Below are 23,080 nucleotides of genomic sequence, written 5' to 3'. Positions count from 1 at the left end.
CATATCTAATACAATATTCACATTAAATTAGTATGAAACCATTTTCTTCTTACTAACCTTGTACATTTTTAAGAGTCGCAAATGAACCTTGTCGTGTTTTTATCTCATTTTATCCGGACCTTGATTTTATTAAGTGACACATTGTTAGCGAACAATGCACACTTAACCTTGGCTAAAACTAAAGACCAGACACAACCATTGCTGACGATTTCTTCAGTCATTAAGACAGTACAGCCAGTACTTCACCTAAAATACAGCGCCATTTTTTTAGTTCTGTTTTTACCTTCCCTGTCATGGGCAACGGAGCTTACGGAAATTGTTAGTCCTGCGAAATCCATTGACTTGACTCAGCATTGGGCAGGTTATCTTGCCTTGATTGTCTTTGCTGTGGCCTATATTCTGGCTATGACAGAGGAAGTGACCGAGTTAAAAAAATCAAAACCGATGGTGTTTGCAGCAAGTCTGATCTGGATATTTATTGCTGCTGTTTATGCCAGTGATGGGATGAGCGAACAGGCAGGCGTGGCATTTCGCATTTCGCTGGAAAGTTATGCAGAGCTGTTTTTGTTCATTATGGTGTCAATGACTTACCTGAATGCCATGGAAGATCGAGGGGTATTCGATAGCCTGCGGATCTGGTTGTTAAGCAAGAATTTTACTTATCGGCAATTATTCTGGATTACCGGCTTCCAGTCGTTCTTTATTTCAGCTGGCTGCAATAATCTCACTACCGCATTATTGATGGGTTCGGTTATTTTGGCTATGGGCAAGGATAATCCACGCTTTGTTACCTTATCTTGCATCAATGTCGTGGTCGCCTCCAATGCCGGTGGGTCATTTAGCCCCTTCGGCGATATCACTACGTTATTGGTATGGCAAAAAGGTGTAGTACCCTTTACGGACTTCTTTTCATTGTTGATCCCGGCCATTATCAATTTTGTCATACCTGCCGGTATCATGCATTTCTTTATTCCAAAAGAAAGACCAGCTGCGGTAATGGAAGCTCAGACTATGCAGCGTGGTGGCTGGGTCATTATCTTTTTATTCATATTGACCATTATAACGTCGGCTTGCTTTGAAAATTTCCTGAGCCTGCCACCTGCCGCCGGCATGATGCTGGGATTAACCTATTTAAAGTTTTTCAGTTATTATCTGCAAAAAACCCGCGAATCCCATTCAACATTAATCCCTGTGGATTTAACTGATGTCAAAATTGACTATTTCGCCCCCATGAAATACATGAATAATCCACAAGCAGAAACAGACCAACAGTTGGAAAAAGAACTACCTTTTGATATTTTCCAGAAAGTCGCTAACTTGGAATGGGATACTTTATTATTTTTTTACGGTGTCATGGTGGGCGTCGGTGGTTTAAGCTTCATCGGTTATCTGGGTATGGCTTCTCATCATCTTTACGGTAGCATTGATCCTACCGTAGCAAATATTCTGGTAGGCATTGCCTCGGCATTTGTTGATAATGGCACAATTATGCTATCCGTACTGACCATGGCACCGGATATTTCTCAAGGTCAGTGGTTGTTGGTAACGTTAACCGCCGGTGTAGGAGGTAGCTTGTTAGCCGTAGGATCGGCTGCCGGTGTAGGATTAATGGGGCAAGCCAAAGGTATCTACACTTTTACCAGTCATTTAAAATGGACTCCGGCTATCGCCTTGGGTTACGCCGGTAGCATTGCTGCCCACTTTCTTATTAATGGCCGCTATTTCTAGCTTGGTTTTATCTGGTCGAAACAGGCGATTTTTAACCCCGCAGTGATAATGCCTTTTATAAACACGACCTGCACTTACAGGAACTGTAATAATTGCAGATAATTCTTTTACTACCGCAACTATAGATTATAGTAGCTATTATAAAATGCTTGGCGAATGGCGAATTTACACTTAAGTCATTCTCATAAAGCCTTAAAACGCCTGTTTTCAATCGGGAACAAAGCAATCTTTTATTTTAAAAATAACGTAGATTGCCTGATATTTACAAAAATAAGAGATGATAACATGCAGCAACAGTACAAATTAAGGCATGGGCAAACCTACCCATTGGGTTCCAAATTTACTCTCAAAGGGGTTAATTTCTCCATTTTCAGTCGTTATGCTGAAGAAGTAGAACTCTTGCTATTTGATAGCTCCGATAGCGTTGAAGCTTTTCAAATCATACCGTTAAAAAAAGAAGTCAATCGAACCTTTTTTTCCTGGCATATTTATGTCAGTAAATTACCCGAAGGTACTTGGTATAGCTGGCGTATGGACGGACCAGGCCATGCCCGTGACTCCGGTTTTCGTTTTGAAAAAAACAAGCATCTGGTTGATCCCTGGGCGCGAGCAGTCAGTCAGAAACAATGGAGCCGTAAAGCCGCTTGTCAACCTGGCGACAACAGCCGCACCTCCATGCGTTGTGCTGTTATTGATGATAAATATGACTGGGAAGGTGACACACCACTGGCTATCAGAAGCGAAAAAGCCATTATTTATGAACTGCATGTCGGTGGCTTTACTCGACATCCCTCATCAAAAGTCACCCATCCGGGTACTTTTTCAGGCCTGATTGAAAAAATCCCTTATCTTCAGGATTTGGGTATTACCCATGTTGAGTTATTGCCTGTCATGGCTTTTGATGAGCAAGATGTACCTGACAAAACTGCCAAGCTGGGCTTAAAAAATTACTGGGGATACAGTACACATAGTTTTTTTAGCCCACATCCGGGATACTGCGTAACACCTGAACAGGGCACTCATGCACAGGAATTTAGAGATCTGGTAAAAGCACTGCACAAAGCGGGCATGGGTGTCATTATGGATGTGGTTTTTAACCATACCGCAGAAGCGGGTGCAGACGGCCCGGTTATTAACTTTAGAGGCATAGGAGGTAAGACTTTTTATCATTTGGATCAGTATGATAAAAGTATTCTACGAGACTATACCGGCTGTGGTAATACGGTAAACGCCAACCATCCCTTGGTCGCCCGCTTTATCATCAGTTGCCTTGAGTACTGGGTAAGGGAAATGCATGTCGACGGTTTTCGCTTCGATCTGGCCAGTGCAATGGCTCGCGGAGAAAGTGGCGAAGTCCTGCAAGATCCTCCGGTGCTCTGGGGTATTGAACTTTCAGAACAATTACTAAAAACCAAGTTAATTGCCGAAGCCTGGGATGCGGCAGGGCTTTACCAAGTGGGTAGTTTTCCCGGCTATCGCTGGGCTGAATGGAATGGCCGATATCGGGATATCATCCGCCAATTTGTCTGTGGTGATAAAGGCTTGTTAAATGAACTGGCAACGCGTATCTGTGGCAGTAGCGATTTGTATGAGCCACAGGGTAGATTACCTATAAACAGTATCAACTTTGTGACCTGTCATGATGGCTTTACTCTCCATGATTTGTTTAGTTACAACAAAAAACATAACGAAGCTAACGGCGAAAATAACCGGGATGGCTGTAGCAACAATATCAGTTACAACTGTGGCATTGAGGGCGATACCAATAAACCAGCTATTGTGGCATTGCGTAGAAAGCAGGCAAAAAATGTTTTTTCTATTCTGCTTCTTAGTCAGGGCGTACCGATGTTACTTGCAGGTGATGAAATATTACATTCCCAACAAGGTAATAATAATTGTTACTGCCAGGATAACGAATTAAGCTGGATAGACTGGAATATGGTTAACCAAAATGTGGATATCTTACGTTTTGTTAAATCCATGATCGCGTTGCGTAAAAGACATCCCTCTATCATGCGTAGACGGTTTTTAACGGGTAACGTCATCGAAGGAAAAAACATGCCTGATATTTCATGGCATGGCACCAAAATCAACAAGCCATTATGGGATAATCCTGACGCCAGAATCCTGGCTTTTACCTTGGCCGGCATTGACCACAATGAAGCCGATCTGCATATTGTCATGAATATGTCAGATGAAATAGCTACCATAGAACTGCCCACAATTAAGGGAAAAAAATGGTGCCTGGCTGTAGATACTTCCTTACCATCGCCTCAGGATATCGTTTCTCCGCAGGATCAAAAACCATTGGGTAAAAATTTTTATTCAATCAATAGCAAAACGGTAGTCGCTTTAGAAAATGTTAATTTTTGAAATTTATAACTTGGGGATAGTATTCGTCCTCTGATATTTTAGTTTCTTTGCCCCAGTTTGGGGCAAAGAAACTAAAATCGGCATATCAATAGGTAATTATCCTACCGCTTTAGCTATTACTTAATTATCGGCATCACCATTAAAACTCCTATCTATCTGTTTTTTAAATATAAAACTAACTCACTACTTCTATCCTCTCCTAATATATTAAGCTTGGTATAATATGTGCTTAATTATCCTGCAATAGCTTCAAAATAAATAACATGGATATTGACCAATTAAACATCGATTATGGAATCGCCGACCAACTAAAATTCGTCAAGGGAAACGGTGGCTTACCATTTATTCTGATTAGTAATCACGGTGCGACGGCTTTGATTTCTGTCTATGCAGCTCAAGTGCTTTCATTCCAACCGACAACAGAATGTGAAGATCTGCTATTTCTCAGTCAAAAGTCATATTACGAAGAAGGCAAAGCAATCAGAGGCGGAATCCCGGTTTGTTGGCCGTGGTTTGGACCCGACCCCAACGATAGGGATCGACCCGATCATGGCTTTGTTCGTAATGGACTGTGGGCAATTTTAGCGACGGCAGCAATGGCCGATAACGAAACAAAGGTGACATTACAATTTCAGGAAACCATTCAAAGTAATAACTATTGGCGACAACCATTTACTCTTGATCTTGAAATTTTAGTCGGAAACACACTGACGCTCAAATTGGTAACCCGTAATACCGGTGACAAAGCATTTTCGATTACCCAGGCACTCCACGCGTACTTACAAGTTGGTGACATCAATCAAGTGCAGATTTTAGGGCTGGAAGACGCTGACTATCTCGATAAACTGGATGATAGCGTACAAAAGCGCCAATCAGGTGCAGTGACTTTTTTAGAGGAAGTTGACCGTATCTACACAGGAACACAAAACAAATGGATTATTGATGACTCCAGTTTTAAGCGCCAAATTAAAATCACCGCGACCAGTAATAAAACAACAGTGGTGTGGAATCCTTGGGAAGCAACATCGGCAAAAATTCCTGATCTGGAACCTGATGATTACCAACATTTTATTTGCCTTGAAGCAGGCAATGTAGACACGGATGTGCTAGAAATTCTACCGGGCAGCGAATATAGCTTACTAACAAATTTTAAAATTACACGGGACTGACATGAAGCAACGATTAGTTGTTATAGGTAATGGTATGGCTGGCATAAGAACGGTTGAAGAACTGTTATCGGCAACCCCTGAAAAATACGACATTACCGTATTTGGTACAGAACCTTACGGTAACTACAATCGCATCATGCTGTCTTCAGTGCTGTGCGGCGAAAAAACTATTGAGGACATTATTATTAATGATCGTCAGTGGTATGCCGACAAGGGTATTTGTCTTTATACCGGTTCCGACAAATCGGTAGTCCGGATCAATCGAATCACCAAAAAAGTATATGCTCAGGACGGAACCAGTGCTGCCTATGACCGATTGTTAATTGCTACCGGCTCAAGACCGGTAATCCCTGCCATTCCCGGCAATGATCTGGAAGGTGTTATCAGTTTCCGTGATATTGTCGACGTCAATAGAATGTTGAGTTACAGTAAAAGCCACAACAAAGCCGTTGTACTGGGTGGCGGCTTATTAGGCCTGGAAGCCGCTAACGGTCTGGCTCTCCGAGGCATGGATGTGACTGTTATTCATAATAATGCCGTTTTGCTTAATCGGCAAATGGATCCCCAAGCCGGTAAAATGCTCCAAAAGGCACTGGAACAACGGCACTTAAAGTTTAAGATGGCTGCCAAAACACAGCAATTACTTGGTGATAAAAATGGCCACATCACCGCCGTTCGTTTTGAAGATGGCAGCGAACTCGCCTGTGATCTGTTTATTATGGCCATAGGCGTGCGCCCCAACATGACTCTGGCTCAGGAAGCTGGCATTTATTGCGAACGCGGCATCGTGGTCAATGATACCTTGCAAAGCTACGACCCCAGCATTTACGCGGTAGGTGAATGTATCCAACATCGCGGCGATACCTTTGGCTTGGTCGCACCGCTTTTTGAACAGGCAAAAGTGTGTGCCAATCATTTAAGCGCCCATGGCGTAGCCGAATATATAACCTTGCCTACTGCCACCAAGCTTAAAGTGACGGGGATAAATTTATTTTCTGTCGGTGATTTCATGGGGGATGAAAGCTGCGAAAACATTCATTTCACCGATACCGCTTTAGGCATCTATAAAAAACTGGTTATCAGAGGCGACAAGCTGATCGGCGCCGTGCTTTATGGCGATACAACCGATGGCAGTTGGTATCAAGAGTTACTGGAAAAAGAAGAGCCTCTTGCTGAAATAAGAGACCGGCTGATTTTTGGTAAAGCTTGCTTGGCATCGACTTAAAGCATCTCACAACGAAGATAAACTTCATATCACACAAAAGCGTAACGAATAGTCTTGCTCAAAAACGTTCCGATCCGGGTTGCAAACCTTATAACGCTTCATTTGTGCAAATTGCTCCAATTAATGCTTACCTGCTTTTTGCCCACCCCACGAGAATTTTTAATGAAGAACACCATAAAAACCACCTGTCCTTACTGCGGTGTAGGCTGCGGCATTAGCGCACTAGTCAGCGATAAAAATCACCAGGTTACTATCAGTGGCGATCCATCACATCCGGCTAATTTTGGTCGTCTTTGCTCAAAAGGTTCCGCACTCGGTGAAACGATTGAACTCGAAGGGCGCTTATTAAACCCCCAAGCCTATGGTCGTGACACCAGCTGGACTGAAGCACTGGATCTGGTTGCCAACTCCTTTATCAAAACGATTGAACAATACGGCCCTGATGCGGTAGCTATTTATGGCTCGGGGCAACTGTTGACCGAAGACTATTATGTCGCCAATAAACTGATGAAAGGTTTTATCGGTAGCGGCAATATGGATACCAATAGCCGTTTATGTATGTCTTCTTCTGTCGCCGGGCATAAGCGGGCTTTTGGCTCTGATACCGTGCCAGGTTGCTATGATGATTATGAACAGGCCGAAATGATTATTCTGATCGGCTCCAATGCGGCATGGTGCCATCCGGTTAGTTTTCAGCGTATACGGGCGGCAAAAGAAGCCAACCCCACATTAAAAATCGTGGTAATTGATCCCCGTCGCACATCCACTTGCGACATTGCCGATCTGCATTTGCCGGTCGCCAGCGGCAGTGACGGCGTTTTGTTTAACGGCTTACTACACTACTTACATCAGGAAAATACGCTAAATCAGGCCTACATCGACGCCCATACCGAAGGTTTTTCAAAAGCCCTTAATGCCGCCACCAACAGCAGTCATTCTATCGAACAAATAGCTGCGCAATGCAACTTAAAGGTAGAAGACTTGAACCACTTCTATCAATGGTTTGCTAGCCACGAAAAAGTCATGAGCCTTTACAGTCAAGGCATCAATCAATCGTCATCGGGCACTGACAAAGTCAATGCCATTATCAATTGCCATCTTGCTACCGGCAGAATTGGCAAGCCCGGCATGGGGCCATTTTCACTAACTGGTCAACCCAACGCGATGGGTGGCCGTGAAGTCGGTGGATTGGCTCATCAACTGGCCGCGCACATGGATTTTTCCAGTACTGACGATATAGATCGTGTGGCCCGATTTTGGGATACGCAGACTATTGCCACGAAACCCGGACTTGCCGCTGTCGACTTGTTTGATGCCATTTACGACGGTAAAGTAAAAGCCGTGTGGATCATGGGTACCAATCCCGCCGTCAGTATGCCTAACGCCAACAAAATCACTCAAGCTTTGCAACGCTGTGATTTTGTGGTCGTTTCGGATTGCATTGCCAATACCGATACCACAGCATTGGCCCATGTATTGTTACCGGCACAAGGCTGGAGCGAAAAAGACGGCACCATCACCAATTCCGAACGCTGTATTTCTCGCCAGCGCGCACTATTTAGTCCGGCAGGCAGTGCCAAACCGGACTGGTGGATTATCACTCAAGTTGCAAGGCGTATGGGCTTTGAAAAAGCTTTCCATTACCAAAATGCCAGCGAAATTTTTTGTGAGCATGCCGCACTTTCAGGTTTTGAAAATAATGCCGAACAAGGCTTGCGTGATTTTGATATATCCGCATTTGCAAAAATCAGCCAGCAGGATTATGAGCGCCTGCAACCCATTCAATGGCCGGTAAATCAGGCTTATCCACAAGGCAAAGCACGTTTTTTTGATGATGGACAATTTTTTACCCGATCGGGTAAGGCACAGTTTATTGCCATAAAACCCAAACTTCCCGTTAATCTGCCGGATAAAGATTACCCGCTGATATTAAACACCGGCCGCCTGCGTGATCAATGGCATACCATGACCCGTACTGCCATCGCTGCCAAATTAAATCAACACAAACCCGAGCCTTTTGTCGAAGTCCATCCAGTCGATGCACAGCACTATAATCTACCAGCCAATACCCTGGCCGTTATCGAAAGCCTGTGGGGCTCAATGATTGCGCGTGTGCAGGTTACCGACAGCCAACAACAGGGCAACTTGTTTGTGCCTATGCACTGGACAAACCAATATGCCAGTCAGGGACGTATGGGCGTATTGGTCAATCCGGTTGTTGACCCGGTTTCCAAACAACCGGAAAGCAAACACACACCGGCTCGAATCAAAGCTTATCAACCTGTCTGGCAGGGCTTTATTTTATCCCGGCGAGAACTGACTATTACCGAGTCAGAATATCAGGTCAAAATCAAGGGTGAACAGTTTTACCGTTATGAACTGGCCGGAGTTAGCTTGCCTGAAGACTGGCGTAGCAGTGTCCAAAAAAATCTCTGTAGTGCTAACGCCGAAAATACCCAATGGCAGGAATACCAGGATTCGGCAAAGGGCAATTACCGGGCCGCACAAATTATTAATAGGCAGTTGGAAACCGTTATTTTTATCGCTGCCGATAACACGCTTCCTGATCGCGGTTGGTTAACCAGTCTCTTTGCAAAGATGCAATTAGAAACACAGGAACGAATGGCGTTACTAACCGGCAGACCACCCGTCGGTGTTCCTGATGTCGGGACTATCGTCTGCGCCTGCTTTAATGTCGGCGAAAAAACCATACAAGCGGCAATCAAGGAAAAAAACCTGAAAACTCATCAGGAAGTGGGACTTTGCCTTAAAGCAGGTACTAACTGCGGATCCTGTGTACCCGAAATTAAAGCGTTGCTGTAAGCCCGAAAAACTTTAAAAGATTGCCGGCAAAAAGAGTTTACGAAAGACAAAAGCAAAAGATTTCACCACGAACGACTGCATGGACAGATATTTGCTCCTGCAAACTCTGCATTCACCACATCCCTGTGGATTATGCCGGAGGTACGTAGCCATGGATGGCGGAAGGTAGAATCGCGTCTGGAACAGCGATCGAGAGCAACGCAGGAGCAGTTACCGACGACTGCATGGATGCAGGAGATAGAGCAATGCAGGAGCAATTGCCGAGACACGAAGAAAAGCATTTTTTGATACTAAAAATATTAAAACTGTAGGGTGGATAAGCGTAGCCTCACCAACCAAGAAATACAACAGCAGAAAAATGGTTCAGGTCTTTCATTATTACATACACTGGCTCCCAAGCTGAAGCTTGGGAGCCAGGCTTAATCAATGACTACAGGTGTTAAGAAAAAAGGATCGACTGGTCTTTTTTTAACTGGGAAATACTCTCTTTTGGCAGGTGAAAAACATTTTTTAAAACCCTGTTCATCACCCAAATTAACTGGCGGAATTTGTAAGCATCATGATGCGAATCGCCTTTTTGCTCAGAGGTACGCCAGCTCTCTTCATCGGATATACGTAACTCCACACCCAAAGTATGTTCCTGGGTTTGTTTATTAATCTGATTTCTTCGGGCATATATCGGTGTCCCGGGGATCATGATCTTATGAGTTTCGGCTTCCCTATGGATCGGTAATGAAAAACTGATCTTGCATTGAAATTTCCGGTGGCCTAAAGAGGAATGCTGGTTTTTTTTTGCATTCATACTCAGCGCCTCATAAAATGTTTTTGCATTGGCGAGCAAATCCTGTTCTGTAGAACTTTCTTCATAACCCGCACTTTTTGAAAGACTAATCATTAATCGTCGCACCGCTTCTATCATGCTTTTCGGATCATCGAACAGTGTTTGGGTTATCGATTGAGAATTGGTATTTTCCTGAAGAATGACTCCTTTTTTTTGCAAGGCATGAAACAGTTTCAGCGTATCATCCTTGTCCTTCAGTATAAAAGTAATCGCCAGAATATCCCTGATATCATAAGCTTCTCCCTCCAAATCTTTACCTAATTTGGTCACCATACTTTCCGGACTTTTTAATCTGGCTTTAATTTCAGTGATATTAACCCGAACACCATCACCGCTATCAAAAACAAAGCTGTTTTGTTCATCATCAACCGTTATAGATTCTTTTAGCTTATGAAAAAATGAGGATATTTTCACAAAGGCATTTTGCGCCGATTCGCTGGCAGGAATATGCTTTGGATTTTCCCAGTCATAATTAAAAAGATCATCAAGACTTTGATGTTCTGTTTCCAGAAAAAAGCCTAATTGCGCATAATCATTAATATCCTGACTTTCTTCTTCAATAGACTTGATCAGGTAACCCATCTTTAACAAGGAACAGGCTGTTTGCTGCCATTCCAGAGAAACATCCCGGTTTTCCCCCTGATAACCATGAAACACCGCTGGATATTTTCTTGAAGAAGCCAGCAAAAAGAGGTGTCGCGGATCGTCATGAACTATGTCCTGAAAGCCTTTATTATTAAGGACAGCTTCTACCTGCTCAATCGCTTGTAGGCAGCCCCGGTAGAGTTCGGCGTTGATGGAATCCAGGGCAAAAAGGCCTTCAAGTTGCGGCTTGACAAAAGCAAACATCCAGTTAAAAAAATAGTTATAAGTTCGGTTAATATAAACTTTGGCTCTCTTCTGCTCACTTTCCTGAAGCTCACCATTACCAATAATATCAAACCCGCGATTATTCATCATTTTGGTCGCCTGCCTGAGCGCCGTCTGATAATTATCAGCCGATAATAATAAATAGGGCGTCATCTCGGCTCGATCCAGAATTGAACCAAAAATCTCATGATGAAGCTCCTGACTTGACGATCTCGGTTCCATATTTAATTATCCTCTCTCTCCAAACATCACCAACAGGCAGGTAATAAGATTTACTTTTAACTCATTATATTTAAAATAAATATAATTTGTAGCTATACCTGTATTTTTTAGAGATTAATAATCTTTTATTTAATAGATCGTCTATTCTTTACAGACGCCTGTTTTCTGAACAGTGATAGTTATTTAAATACTCTGTAACTTTGCCATCAGCACTTCTGCCAAACCGCTGACTTCGCCCCGAGTAATAATAACCAGTCTGCCAATCCCGTCATCAGAAGCTCTTATCGGCAGTCTCGCGGGAGGATAAATTTTTCCCGAAGTTGCTTGTACCAGCAAAGGTTCTTTTTGTTCCGGCGTATAAATCAGGCCTTTAACACGCACCAACTGACTGGGATAGTGAGTAATCAAGTCGTCCAATACTTTTTGTACGCGTTCCCACGGTAGCGGATGTTCAAGTTGTAAAGAGAGAGTGCTAAAGCCATGATCAGGTAAATCAGATAATTTATAATTTCGCAGTTGTCTGAATTTTTTTGGAAAATCAAGTAACACGTCAGGGGCAATATCGCCTTGAACAACAACCAGTCGGTTCGCCGCAGGAGCCAACTGATCAAGTCGCGTGCTTATTCGTTCAATTTGTTGAGCGTTTGCCAAGTCTGTTTGGGTCATTACCACGGTATCTGCCCAGGCAAGCTGCGCTCGTGCTTCAGGAAAGTAGTCAAAATGCTCTTCAGCCATGATCGCTGAAACGGTACTAATAACGCCCTGCAAACTATAGCGCTTGGACAGCCAACGCTCTCTTAACAAAATATCCAGAATCGGTTCCGGATTGGCAACACCGCTGGTTTCAATGATCACCCGATCGAAAGGTGTATTCCCGGAATCCCAGGCCATGCGCAGATTTTTAAGCAGCGGCGTTAACGAGCCTTTAACCTGGCAGCATAAACAGCCACCTGCCAACGTCGACAATGGTATTTTATGCTCCCGCAGTAATTGTTGGTCAATCGGGGTAGCGCCAAACTCATTAATAATAACCGCAGACCTCGGTACATGAGTTAGCAACTGATTAAGTAGCGTAGTTTTACCGCTACCCAGAAAGCCGCTGATAATAAACACGGGGATCCGTTCAAGCGCTTTAACGGATGAAGATAAGTTGTAATGATTCATGATATTGAGCGATTAAAGGTATTTAGAGAACATCATTTTGGAGATGCCTGACCTGCAAAATAAGGTTCTCCGGCATTATGCCTGACAAAACGCTCGCTATCAGTTTGTCTGAAACTAATGGCATCCACCTTAAAATTATCCAGACTCAGATTATAAAATCGATCGTAGTAAGCTTGTATATCACGTTTGATTTTAGCATCAAAAGGCACCTGTATGGTTTGTGTGGTACCGTTACGCGGTGTCTGTACTATGCCATTTTTCACCACTAATTCCCCATTGTTAAAGACCAGATCAGCAGCACTAAACATCTCTTCCTTATTATCTTTAAAAGAATATACGGCAATATCAGCAATACCACCCGGCATTAAATGCCCACGATCATGTAATCCCAACATACGTGCCGCTGCGGTGCGGGTCATAATAGCTATTTCATAGAGGGTAAATTCTTTTTTCAAGTCTTTTAGCAAGCTCATGGCAACCGCTTCCTGATTTAACCCGGCCATACATTCAAGACGAAAATCATAATCCATCAATAATCTGATTAAATGTGGATAACGCGTAAACGGCCCGCCGTTGGGATGATCGGTAGTAAAGAACAAACGCCAGGGATCTTCGGCCAACAAAAAAACTTCCAAACCAATCAGCCATTGCAGACTATTAATAAAACTTTTTTCCTTGTAACGATAAGGTACTACGCCGCCACTACCCTCACCTTCAGCATCCCACATAACCCATTTATTGGGTGTAGCGTTATTACGTCGACTATATTGGGCAATGACATCACCCGAAATAGTCACTGTCTGGCCAAACAAAATCTGGCCGACATCCATAGTGATATTAAGATGCTTGTTAAAGCCATCAATTAATTTTGCCGCTGCTGATGAAAAACCTCGTGCCCCTTCCGCCCCATAGCCATAAAATTGAATATGCGCCAAGTGCATGGGCAAACCCTGTGCTGCTTCCATGGTGGCTATCGCAGTATCGACATTACCGGCAATCCCTAAATTATTACAATGCACATGTACCGGATGTGGCAACTGTATATCGCAGGCGGCACGTTGCAGCGTTTGCAAAATGTGCCGCGAACTGACACCGTAATCCGGCACTATATCATCCAGATCAAAACTGCGCATATTCGATTTAAAAGCATTGGCGCCACCGGCGTTAATAACTTTTAGACCCAGACAGCATGTAGCCTGTAATGTCCAGGCAACATAATCGTTAATCTGGTTTTGAGAGGCTTTGGCACGTAACAGTCGCAATAAAAAATCATCGTTGCCGAGTATCGCAAGGCCTGCAGTATCAATTATGGGAATATCAGCCATTTGTAAATGTGCATCCAAGGCATTAGCGGGTAGTACAGCCGGTTCAACGACCGTGGTATAACCCATTTTTGCATAGCGATAACCGGTTTCCGTAGTTGACCAACGCGCGGTACTGAACGCGTGTCCAAGCTTGCGAGCCATACTATTTCGGTGTTGTTCGGGCAGTAACAAGCGTGCCGTATTAACATTGCCGCCAGCAATGTGACTATGAATATCAATTGCTCCGGCCATAACGACTTTACCGGAGACATCATAGTCCACGTCAATCACAGCTCCCAAATCGGGCATTGCAATAAGCACGCCATCACGATAATACAGATCTTGAACGGTGCCATTTAAACCTTGTGCGGGATCGAATAGCTGCCCGCCTTTTAAGCGTGTTAACATTTTAAATAATTCTACAGCTATCTAAAGCGTCATGTATTTCTTGCTTGGGCAAATTACGACCAATAAATACCAGCACCGACTCGCGTGCTTCATTCTTTGGCCAAGCAGTCCCAAGATCTTCTGTCATAAGCATGTGTACACCTTGGCATATCAGCTTTTTTTCACAACCGGCAATATGTATGATGCCCTTATAACGCAATAAATCGTTGCCATATTTACGCATCATAATATCCATAAAGGCCATATACTTAACAGCGTCCAAGGGCTTGTCGGTACGGTACACAAACGATGATATACCCGCATCATGCTCATGGCTGACATCGTCCAGAAAATCGGGTTCAATATCTAAAATGGCATTAAGATTAAAGCCACGTATATCAAGAATTTCACTAATATCGGTTTTACCAAAATGAACCTGCGCGATAGGTGCTCTGGCATTGATTGCACGTAATCTTGTTTCCAACTCAATGACTTCTGTCGGTGTTATCAAGTCGGTCTTGGATATCAATAATCGATCAGCAAAGCCAACCTGTTCTTCTGCCTCATGATTGTCGTCAAGTTGTTTAAGGGCATGCTTGGCATCTACGACAGTAATAATCGCATCCAGCAAATAATATGCATTAATCTCTTCTTCAACAAAAAACGTTTGCGCAACTGGAGCAGGATCTGCCAAGCCTGTCGTTTCTATAATGACCCGCTCAAAATGCAGTAAGCCTTGATCACGTTTCTCGGCCAACTCGCCCAAAATACGTACCAAATCGCCGCGCACAGTGCAGCAAATACAGCCATTGTTCATTTCAACGATTTGCTCCTTACCCTGAATAAGCAAGTCATTATCAATACCGGCTTCGCCAAATTCATTTTCAATAACGGCAATACGGTGACTATGCTCCTCAGACAGAATACGATTTAGAAGAGTCGTTTTTCCTGCACCTAAAAAACCTGTTAAAATCGTGACGGGGACTGGTGTAGAGCGGTTATGATCAAACATTAAAAATCCTGTAAGTGATAAGAAATTATTTGGTGCGCATCGCGCGTGAGTTTTCTAGCCAAAATCAAGCGTTAACAATAACCGGCGTGGCAATTCCTGACTAACCTGCGGCGAACGGTGGACTGCGCCGTGCTGTTCATTACCTTCCCAAGCACTGCCTTTCAATAGACATCTTTCCTAAATACAGCCATAGCGTAAGTTAACAAGAGCAGCCACTAAATTCCATGTCAAGGAGTAATGCTTGTGTTTGCCCCGATAAACATCTTTGGCAATCCTGAAAATTTTGCATCGGCGATTAACATGCTCAATAAAAATACGCTGTTTTGATAGTGCCTTATTATCGGCTTTGTCTTCTGCCGAAAGCGGTTGGCCTTTTTTCTTTTTAACCGGTAGAGTCGAGTTCTGATGGTGTTTCTTTATCCCTTGGTATCCGGAATCCGCCAACAACAGGGCATCAGGATGTAACAATAGACGGCTATCTTTGAAGATCGAAAAATCATGCTGTTGACCTTTACCTATCACTACGGAGAGTATAGTCATCGTCAATAGGCAGATCACGAGTTGGACTTTGATCGTGTGGCGTTTTTTTTCCTGAAAAGTACGCTTTCTGGTTTTTAACAGGGCGCTCGATAGGCTGCTCCGAAACATCAATGACCACGGTAGCTGCGGGATCTTCCAACAGTGCTTTGCGGTTGGGCAGTTTTTCGATTTTGATCAATAGTCTTACAGTGCGAGTATAGATTTTATGGCAATACGATTCGCTGATGTCGAAGACCGCAGCCAGATTTATCAACGTCGGATAGTGACGAAGATAATAGAGTGTCAGTAACAAGCGGTCTTCCAAAGCCATCTTGGAGTCTTTTCGTCCCCGTCTAGTCAGTGGATTAAGGACTTTTTGTTCGTCCAGGTAAGTCACCAGCTTACCGTGAAGATGCAGAAAATCTTCTGGTGACAGGCCGACAGTCCTTAAAAATTCTTCAGGCTTGTGTCTTGGCAATTGGGCATAAGGAGTCATGGCTATCCGTGTTTTCAGAGGTAGATCGCTATTTTAACCCTATCAAAGCCAAATTCTATGTCAATTATTTAGGAAAGATGTCTAATAATCCCACTGCATAGGCAGGCATGATATAAAGGGCATTAGGATCTAAAATAAGTCCTGATTGCTCGTCTGTAAATCCGGCAGATCTTTTACCTAATTTACTGCGATCAACATAAGCGCTTTCCAGCCATTCGGTACCCACACCGCCATAGGTGCAAACCAGCCGACAAGTAACCGAATCCACATGAAAGCGTGGACACATTGGATGATCCATAGTTCGTAAACGTAAACCAACCCGTTTTAAATCAAATAAGTCACTAAATATTATCGCCAGTCGCGCAACGTCTCGACAAAACGTACGATAACCCGGCAAATCCCCGGCATGGGGAATCAGCTTAAAAAAATCAAATGTTGCAGGTTCTAAATTCTCCACAACACTGACTTCTTTTTTAGTCAATAAAAGTCTGTTAACAAAGGCCTCCAGGGTACTATCGACGTTTCGCTCAACCAAACAAATGTTGATGTCCGGTTGGTAAATATTCGACAAATCAACCATCTCAGGGGAAAGAAAGGCATGTACGTTTCGGGGCATAAAAATATATTTTGGATTGGCAACCATGGTGGGCCTCATTGACTCAATAAAGTGTTTTCAAGAATAATGATTGACTGCATAAAGCCAATCCCCAAACCGAAAATAGTGGTTTGCCCGATCAGATTGGGTATCGTAGAATGCTCATGCAACGCCGGTATCATGTCGGTAGCGGCAATATAGATAAAGCCTCCGGCAGCAATCGGCAATAAAAAGACCAGCGATGACTCGGCCAACTGGCTGAATAACAGGGCAAAAACGGCACCAACTACCACACTCAACGAGCAATAAAAATTGTACAGTACTGCTTTAGCAGGAGAATAACCGCCATACACCAAGGCTCCAACATCGCCTATTTCTTGGGGAATCTCATGGGCAATAATCGCCAATGTCGTGGTAAAACCCAGCACGGGATCCACCAAAAAGCTACCGCCTATTAAAATACCATCGACAAAATTATGCACGGCATCACCCATCAAATTCATCTTGGCAATCGGGCGAATAGCAATGTTTTGATCAGATAAATTGACCCTATGGTCATGACGCCAACGTACCAGTTTTTCCAGTACAAAGAATAAAAACATACCCAGCAATGCCGTCAAACAGACTGTAGAAATTGAACCCTGACGCTGAACGGCATCAGGAATCAGATGAATAAAAGCATCACCCAACAAGACACCTACCGCCAAGGCAACCAGATAAGGAATAATGCGCTTAAGACGCTCCGGTTCAATCCATAAGGCAAACAATCCACTCATCGAGGTAAGACTAACCAAACAACTTGCGCCAATAGCGCCCGCAACTACTTCAAAGGAAAGATTCATGTTATTGGCCACTCCGAAAATTTCCTGGAACAGCATGCTTGTGTGTCCTGTAAATAAAGTCAGCAAGCGTATTAGGTAACAGATGCACGAACACATCGACTAATAACATACCCAATACTAAAACAAATAAATTGGATACCATCCGTTGTAAATATTTGCTGTCAATCCGCTGCCATAACAAACCCAAAACCATCAGCAAGACTGCGCCTGTGATATGAATAATGTAATCAGGATTGCTCATCAGCAAGCCATTCCGGAAAACTATCCCGGTAGGTTTTCCATTCTTCTTGACCAACAGATAATTCTGTATCACTCAATAAACATTGATCCAGTTCCCTACGTGTTTGCTCGGCATCGATATTTTGGCCAATAAAAACCAGTTCCTGCCGACAGTCGCCAAAAGGCATTTGCCAACTGGCTTGAATGTCAGCAACCATCTCTTCGGGCCATTCGGCCTCCGGCACCGATGCCCACCAGCGACCGGCACAGCCATGTTGCATGGTGCCGCCAGCTTGTGACCAATTACCTACCCACTCCGGCCGAGAGGCCAGCCAAAAAAAGCCTTTGGAGCGTAGTAAGGTGCCGTTATCCCAATCACTACGATATAAATAATCATAAAAACGCTCTGGATGAAATGGCCGGCGGGCGGCATAAATAAAACTGGCTATGCCGTATTCTTCAGTCTCAGGCTTATGGCTGCCACGCATTTCTTGCAGCCAACCCGATGCCTGCTCTGCTTGTTCAAAATCAAAACGACCCGTATTCAATATTTTATGCAGTGGGGCGTTACCCATAACCATAGGAATGATCTCGGCATCCCGGTTCAGGGATTTAAGAATGGCGACTAAATTATCAAGCTCATCACTACAGACCAAATCGGCTTTTGAAATTAAAATAACGTTACTAAACTCAACCTGCTCAGCCAGTAAATCAGCGATATTGCGTTCATCATCAATGCCCAACTCGGCATTAATGTCTTTTAGTGATTGCGCTTCCAGATAATCACGCATGAAATTAACGGCATCAACCACTGTCACCATGGTATCGAGTCTGGCAATATCTGATAAACTGACACCATCGTCATCCCGAAAAGTAAACGTTTCAGCGATCGGCATGGGCTCTGCAATACCGGTTGATTCAATCAACAAATAATCGAAACGCCCCGCTTTAGCCAATTTACCGACTTCCACCAACAAATCCTCGCGTAATGTGCAACAGATACAGCCATTGCTCATTTCCACCAGTTTTTCTTCAGCACGATTAAGAGTCACTTCATTTTTTACCAGTGCGGCATCAATGTTAATTTCGCTCATATCGTTAACGATAACGGCTATTTTCAAGCCCTCGCGATTAGAGAGAATGTGATTAAGCAGGGTGGTTTTTCCGGCGCCTAAAAAACCGGAAAGAACAGTTACTGGTAATAATTTTGAAGTCATTGAGTAGTGTGAGCAGTTAGAAAAGGTTATTACATTGACTGAGATGTTATAATATAACATAACAAATAACAACTGCTTTCTTACTTTTCAGGACTAAAGATAAAGCGTTAACGACTGTGTTTTAGGAAATTTTTTTAACGGCCAGCAACTTAAAACAGTGACCGTCTGGGGTTAAGACATTCTTGGTGAGCTGGTCGAATCATAAACAGCTGTATACTAGCCTGCTATGAACGTCTATTCGGCAAACAACCAATATATGGCCTGCTTGCCGGATACATTCCTTACCAAGGTAGCGCAGTGCCGTCGTATTTTACAAAGCTACCGCTCTGTTCAGGTAAAAATTCTGCGATGGTTTGGCGCATTCCGGCAACGCTCTCAACGGCTTCAAGCGGTGCCTTTTCGCCGCCCATATCGGTTCTTACCCAACCCGGATGAAATATCAATACACCAACTTCTTGCTCCTTAAGACCAATCGCCAAGGTTTTCATTACCGCATTAAGCCCCGCTTTACTGGAACGGTAAATAACACTACCGCCACTGCTATTATCGCCAATACTGCCCATTAAACTACTGATCGCAACCAGCAATTTTTTATCGCCTCGTTGCAGATGTGGTAAAAACGCTTCTGCCATTTTTACTGGAGCCTGTATGTTGATGACCAGTGTTTTAGTCCAAGCTTCATAATCCAGCTTTCCAAAGCCCCGTTCATTACTATCGCCATAAACCCCGGCATTATTAACCAACACATCAATAGCAGTACCTTCAAGCTGTGCAGCCAATTGTTCAATTTGCTCAAAATTTCCCACGTCCAAAGCAAATATGGAAACATGCGGAGATTGTTCGGCAAGATTCAATAATTCGGATGCCGCTTCCGGCATTCTGCAACAGGCTAATACTCGCCAACCTTCAGAGGCATATTGTTTGCAAAACTCAAATCCCAAGCCGCGATTTGCACCGGTAATTAATACGGTAGCCATTTTTTCTCCAAAAATTATCCAGGGCAAAAGTACCCCTTACGGTTTTACCCTAAATACGCTTACATCGCAAAAATTTTAAGTTAATGCCGAAATACAGAAGATCTCGAACGAGAATAACATCAGCCTAAAGTCGATAAATTAACAACTTGGGCAAATATTTTGGCAGATCATCTAACAGTTATTTTGCTTCCCTTGCAGTAATCAACGACTGATACAGACCCGATAATGGGCGATCGACGTAATGTCCTGACTATACTATTTCGTAGAGACAAACACGATTACGCCCTGATTTTTTGGCTTGGTACATCGCTTGATCTGCGTGCCGCAGCAGTTTATCAGGATCATCGCGGTCATAAGGAAATAGCGTAACACCAATACTGGCTCCTACGGAGACTTCAGTAGCATCATCTATTAAAATAGGTATGTTGATCGCATCAATGACTCTTTGTAATACAAACTGATATTCATCGATATTTTTAATATTAGTCAGTAACAATACAAACTCATCGCCACCAAAACGACCGACAGTATCATTTGCTCGAACTGATTCTTGTATTCGTCCAGCAATTTCAATTAGCAACTTATCTCCGGCAGCATGACCGAATCGATCGTTAACAGCCTTAAAGCCATCAAGATCCAGATAGCAAACCGCGACGGACTGATTTGCCCTTTCTGCTTGAACCAACGCTTGTTGCAGTCGATCAGCAACCAGCAATCGATTCGGCAAGCCGGTCAAAATATCGTGATAAGCCATTCGCTCAACTTCATGTTGATGTTGCTTCATCAGCGTAATATCTAACATCATCCACATTGATTCATCACTATTATCGGCTAATTGCACGCCACTAATGTCAACCCAGATATTTTCTCCGCTCTTCGCTCGCATTTCCAATTGAGTTCGGTAAGTACTCTGTGTATTAAAAATGGCATCCGCAGTCGCTTCAAATGTTTCGAAGGAGCAATCATCCAGGAATAAAATACTGCTCGGTAACCCATCCAATTCATCGGCGTCATATCCAAAAATACGTTCCATTGCCGTATTTATCCAGACTATATGTTTATTTCTTAACTTTATAATGCCAACTAATTCACTATCCAGCATCACTTGTTGCTCAATAGTTAACAGACTTAGTTCACTTTGAATTTTCTTAAGCTGGGTAATATCGTATAGAACAGTAAGACTCATTACAAAACGCCCTTCAGTATCCCTGATAGAGCGTGCCCTTAGACTGATTTGACGGTTATCTCCGTTTTTACAGATCAAATCAAATTCCAAATCTTCAATATGTCCCTCTTCTATAAAACGAGGGTACATATCCGAAAACTGCGCTTTACCGGCATCGTTAATAAAATCGGTAAATTTCATTTTACCGATCACCTCATCACGCTCGTATCCAAGCCATTGCAACTCGGTATCATTGATGCGAATGAAAACGCCATCGCTATCAAGCGAGTGATAGCCACAGGCGGTAATTGTCAATGTAGTTGTCGCCTCGACGGTTAAATCTTACTCTGGTTTGTTTTCTAAATAATCACTTCCTTGGTAGCATTTTTTTGTTTAGACCTTGTCTGGGTTAAGGTGGGCTGTCTGGATTTTTTCCCAATTACGGGAACTTCCAGTCCAGCGTTGCGGATGTTTAGCACGTGCTGCTTCGTAGACGACTTTACGGTTATCCAGAAGCTTGTCGTCCAAGCCTTCATGGCGTTGCGCTGGAGTAATAAACCGAATAGCGCTGTGACGATGCTCATGGTTGTACCATTCCACTAAGCTTGTGACCCACTGACGCGCTTCCGTAACATCGGCGAACGGCTTTAGCGGATAGTTAGGACGATATTTCAAGGTCTTAAACAACGATTCTGAGTACGGATTATCGTTGCTAACCGATGGCCGACTAAACGAAGGCATGACACCCAGTTGTTGCAAGGTCGCCAGCATAGTCGATCCCTTCATCGGACTGCCGTTGTCAGAATGCAGGATAAGCTGTTCTGCCTGTATCCCTTCACGATGACAGAGATCACGTAACAATTCGCCAGCCAAGGCGCTGTTTTCTTCTTCATACACCTGCCAACCGACGATCTTTCGGCTGAAAATATCAACAAATAGATACAGATAGAAAAACTGTCCACGGATCAGTGATGGCAGATAAGTAATGTCCCAACTGTACAGTTGATTAGGTGCTGTAGCACATGCCGCGCGTGGCTTTGTTCGTGTTTGAGCCGGACGTTCGCTACGCCGATGGGTAAGCTGTTTTTCCTCGCGCAGGATGCGATAGAAGGTCGACTCAGACGCCAGATAGCTACCTTGGTCGGCCAGTCGTGGCACGATCTGACTCGGTGGCAGATGACCAAATTCATCTGAATTAGCGACGATCAGCACCTCGGCACGCTCGATTGCTGTTAGTTTGTGTGGCGGTTGATAGTCACGCAAGGGGCGTTGATCGCAGTGAATCGTCTCACCTGTCTGCCAGCGTTGTAAGGTACGCTCACTAAGTCCTAATACTTCACAGGCTTTAGCTTGACGTGCTCCCGCAGTTACTGATTCATTAAGTAAAGCAATCACTTGTTCGCGCTCTTCGTGGCCAGTCATTCGACCTCTCCCCCCAAGAGCGCCCGGAACTTTTTTTGCAGTACCAACAGCGCTGCGGCTTCTGCTAAGGCTTTGTCTTTACGCAATAAATTGCGCTCAAGGCTTTGGACTTCTTCTTTCAATATACGCAGGACCCGCGCTTCTTCACGCTTGTCTACTAAGTCATCCTGGCGGCAGAAATCAGCTTTCCATTGTTCCAACTGATGAATAAAAACGCCGCGTTCACGACACCAGGCATTTAAGTCTTCACCGATCAAATTATAGGTTTTTTGTAAAGCAGTAAAGCGTTCTTCAGAGCTCCAATCTTCGGGACGCTTTGATTTTAGCGGTGCAAGTTTGACGTCCTGTTCCTTCTGTTTCATCCAAGCCTTCAAGGTTGTTAAATGGATATTCAATTCGTTTGCGACGGACTGAACTGATTGGTCATTACTACGATTGTATACTTTTACCAGGGCCTGCTCTCTGAAGCCTACTGAATACCTTTTATATTTTTTCATTTCTACTCTCAAA

Annotated in this window: 19 protein-coding genes and 1 pseudogene; 6 read left to right on the top strand and 14 right to left on the bottom strand. The window is 43.7% G+C overall.

Annotated elements, in window-relative coordinates; translation table 11 throughout:
• Window positions 1–81: 81 nt before the first annotated feature.
• The 6 genes from nhaD to KKZ03_RS08465 all read left to right on the top strand — a co-directional run bounded on the left by nhaD (window position 82) and on the right by KKZ03_RS08465 (window position 9,629).
• On the top strand, window positions 82–1,728 hold the full coding sequence (nhaD, locus tag KKZ03_RS08490) for a sodium:proton antiporter NhaD (protein WP_243221066.1): 1,647 nt from the start codon (window positions 82–84) through the stop codon (window positions 1,726–1,728).
• A 285-nt stretch (window positions 1,729–2,013) separates the two neighbouring features.
• The gene (gene glgX, locus KKZ03_RS08485) at window positions 2,014–4,101 is read left to right on the top strand and encodes a glycogen debranching protein GlgX (RefSeq protein ID WP_243221065.1); all 2,088 of its coding nucleotides are present in this window, start codon (window positions 2,014–2,016) and stop codon (window positions 4,099–4,101) included.
• Window positions 4,102–4,364: 263 nt separating this feature from the next.
• On the top strand, window positions 4,365–5,270 hold the full coding sequence (locus KKZ03_RS08480; protein ID WP_243221064.1) for a D-hexose-6-phosphate mutarotase: 906 nt from the start codon (window positions 4,365–4,367) through the stop codon (window positions 5,268–5,270).
• Between the two features lies 1 nt (window position 5,271).
• Window positions 5,272–6,495 carry an NAD(P)/FAD-dependent oxidoreductase gene (locus KKZ03_RS08475; RefSeq protein ID WP_243221063.1) on the top strand — a complete coding sequence of 408 codons (1,224 nt, stop codon included), beginning with the start codon at window positions 5,272–5,274 and terminating at the stop codon, window positions 6,493–6,495.
• 162 nt (window positions 6,496–6,657) lie between these two features.
• Complete coding sequence (locus KKZ03_RS08470; RefSeq protein WP_243221062.1) at window positions 6,658–9,318, top strand: nitrate reductase; 2,661 nt, start codon at window positions 6,658–6,660, stop codon at window positions 9,316–9,318.
• A 155-nt stretch (window positions 9,319–9,473) separates the two neighbouring features.
• A complete protein-coding gene (locus KKZ03_RS08465) occupies window positions 9,474–9,629 on the top strand; it encodes a hypothetical protein (protein WP_243221061.1) in 156 nt (51 codons plus the stop codon).
• 128 nt (window positions 9,630–9,757) lie between these two features.
• On the opposite strand, the gene KKZ03_RS08460 is transcribed toward KKZ03_RS08465, so the two are convergent.
• The 14 genes and pseudogenes from KKZ03_RS08460 to KKZ03_RS08390 form a co-directional block, all read right to left on the bottom strand.
• Entirely contained in the window at window positions 9,758–11,251 is a 1,494-nt protein-coding gene (locus KKZ03_RS08460; RefSeq protein ID WP_243221060.1) for a hypothetical protein, read from the bottom strand.
• A gap of 183 nt (window positions 11,252–11,434) precedes the next feature.
• Window positions 11,435–12,415, bottom strand: a complete 981-nt coding sequence (locus KKZ03_RS08455) for a GTP-binding protein (RefSeq protein ID WP_243221059.1) — start codon at window positions 12,413–12,415, stop codon at window positions 11,435–11,437.
• A 32-nt stretch (window positions 12,416–12,447) separates the two neighbouring features.
• Window positions 12,448–14,127 carry a formylmethanofuran dehydrogenase subunit A gene (locus KKZ03_RS08450; RefSeq protein ID WP_243221058.1) on the bottom strand — a complete coding sequence of 560 codons (1,680 nt, stop codon included), beginning with the start codon at window positions 14,125–14,127 and terminating at the stop codon, window positions 12,448–12,450.
• Between the two features lies 1 nt (window position 14,128).
• Complete coding sequence (locus tag KKZ03_RS08445; RefSeq protein WP_243221057.1) at window positions 14,129–15,118, bottom strand: GTP-binding protein; 990 nt, start codon at window positions 15,116–15,118, stop codon at window positions 14,129–14,131.
• A gap of 54 nt (window positions 15,119–15,172) precedes the next feature.
• Window positions 15,173–15,283 carry a DUF1826 domain-containing protein gene (locus KKZ03_RS08440; RefSeq protein ID WP_243221056.1) on the bottom strand — a complete coding sequence of 37 codons (111 nt, stop codon included), beginning with the start codon at window positions 15,281–15,283 and terminating at the stop codon, window positions 15,173–15,175.
• A gap of 12 nt (window positions 15,284–15,295) precedes the next feature.
• On the bottom strand, window positions 15,296–15,676 hold the full coding sequence (locus KKZ03_RS08435) for a transposase family protein (RefSeq protein ID WP_243217090.1): 381 nt from the start codon (window positions 15,674–15,676) through the stop codon (window positions 15,296–15,298).
• A complete protein-coding gene (locus KKZ03_RS08430; protein WP_243217091.1) occupies window positions 15,630–16,133 on the bottom strand; it encodes a transposase family protein in 504 nt (167 codons plus the stop codon). Before KKZ03_RS08430 ends, KKZ03_RS08435 begins: the two co-directional genes overlap by 47 nt.
• A gap of 64 nt (window positions 16,134–16,197) precedes the next feature.
• A complete protein-coding gene (locus KKZ03_RS08425) occupies window positions 16,198–16,776 on the bottom strand; it encodes a DUF1826 domain-containing protein (RefSeq protein WP_243221055.1) in 579 nt (192 codons plus the stop codon).
• Window positions 16,777–16,784: 8 nt separating this feature from the next.
• Window positions 16,785–17,570, bottom strand: a complete 786-nt coding sequence (locus KKZ03_RS08420; RefSeq protein WP_243221054.1) for a ZIP family metal transporter — start codon at window positions 17,568–17,570, stop codon at window positions 16,785–16,787.
• Window position 17,571: 1 nt separating this feature from the next.
• Window positions 17,572–17,811, bottom strand: coding sequence for a hypothetical protein (locus KKZ03_RS08415; RefSeq protein ID WP_243221053.1), 240 nt, complete (start codon window positions 17,809–17,811; stop codon window positions 17,572–17,574).
• Complete coding sequence (gene zigA / locus KKZ03_RS08410; protein ID WP_243221052.1) at window positions 17,798–19,006, bottom strand: zinc metallochaperone GTPase ZigA; 1,209 nt, start codon at window positions 19,004–19,006, stop codon at window positions 17,798–17,800. Before zigA ends, KKZ03_RS08415 begins: the two co-directional genes overlap by 14 nt.
• 281 nt (window positions 19,007–19,287) lie before the next feature.
• Entirely contained in the window at window positions 19,288–19,983 is a 696-nt protein-coding gene (locus tag KKZ03_RS08405) for an SDR family oxidoreductase (RefSeq protein ID WP_243221051.1), read from the bottom strand.
• A 250-nt stretch (window positions 19,984–20,233) separates the two neighbouring features.
• The gene (locus KKZ03_RS21890; protein ID WP_305852372.1) at window positions 20,234–21,463 is read right to left on the bottom strand and encodes a diguanylate cyclase domain-containing protein; all 1,230 of its coding nucleotides are present in this window, start codon (window positions 21,461–21,463) and stop codon (window positions 20,234–20,236) included.
• 78 nt (window positions 21,464–21,541) lie between these two features.
• A pseudogene (locus KKZ03_RS08390) lies at window positions 21,542–23,067 on the bottom strand (IS3 family transposase).
• Window positions 23,068–23,080: the final 13 nt, after the last annotated feature.

It is taken from the genome of Methylobacter sp. S3L5C, from assembly GCF_022788635.1.
Lineage (GTDB): Bacteria > Pseudomonadota > Gammaproteobacteria > Methylococcales > Methylomonadaceae > Methylobacter_C.
This window is presented reverse-complemented; position numbering and strand designations above follow the sequence as displayed.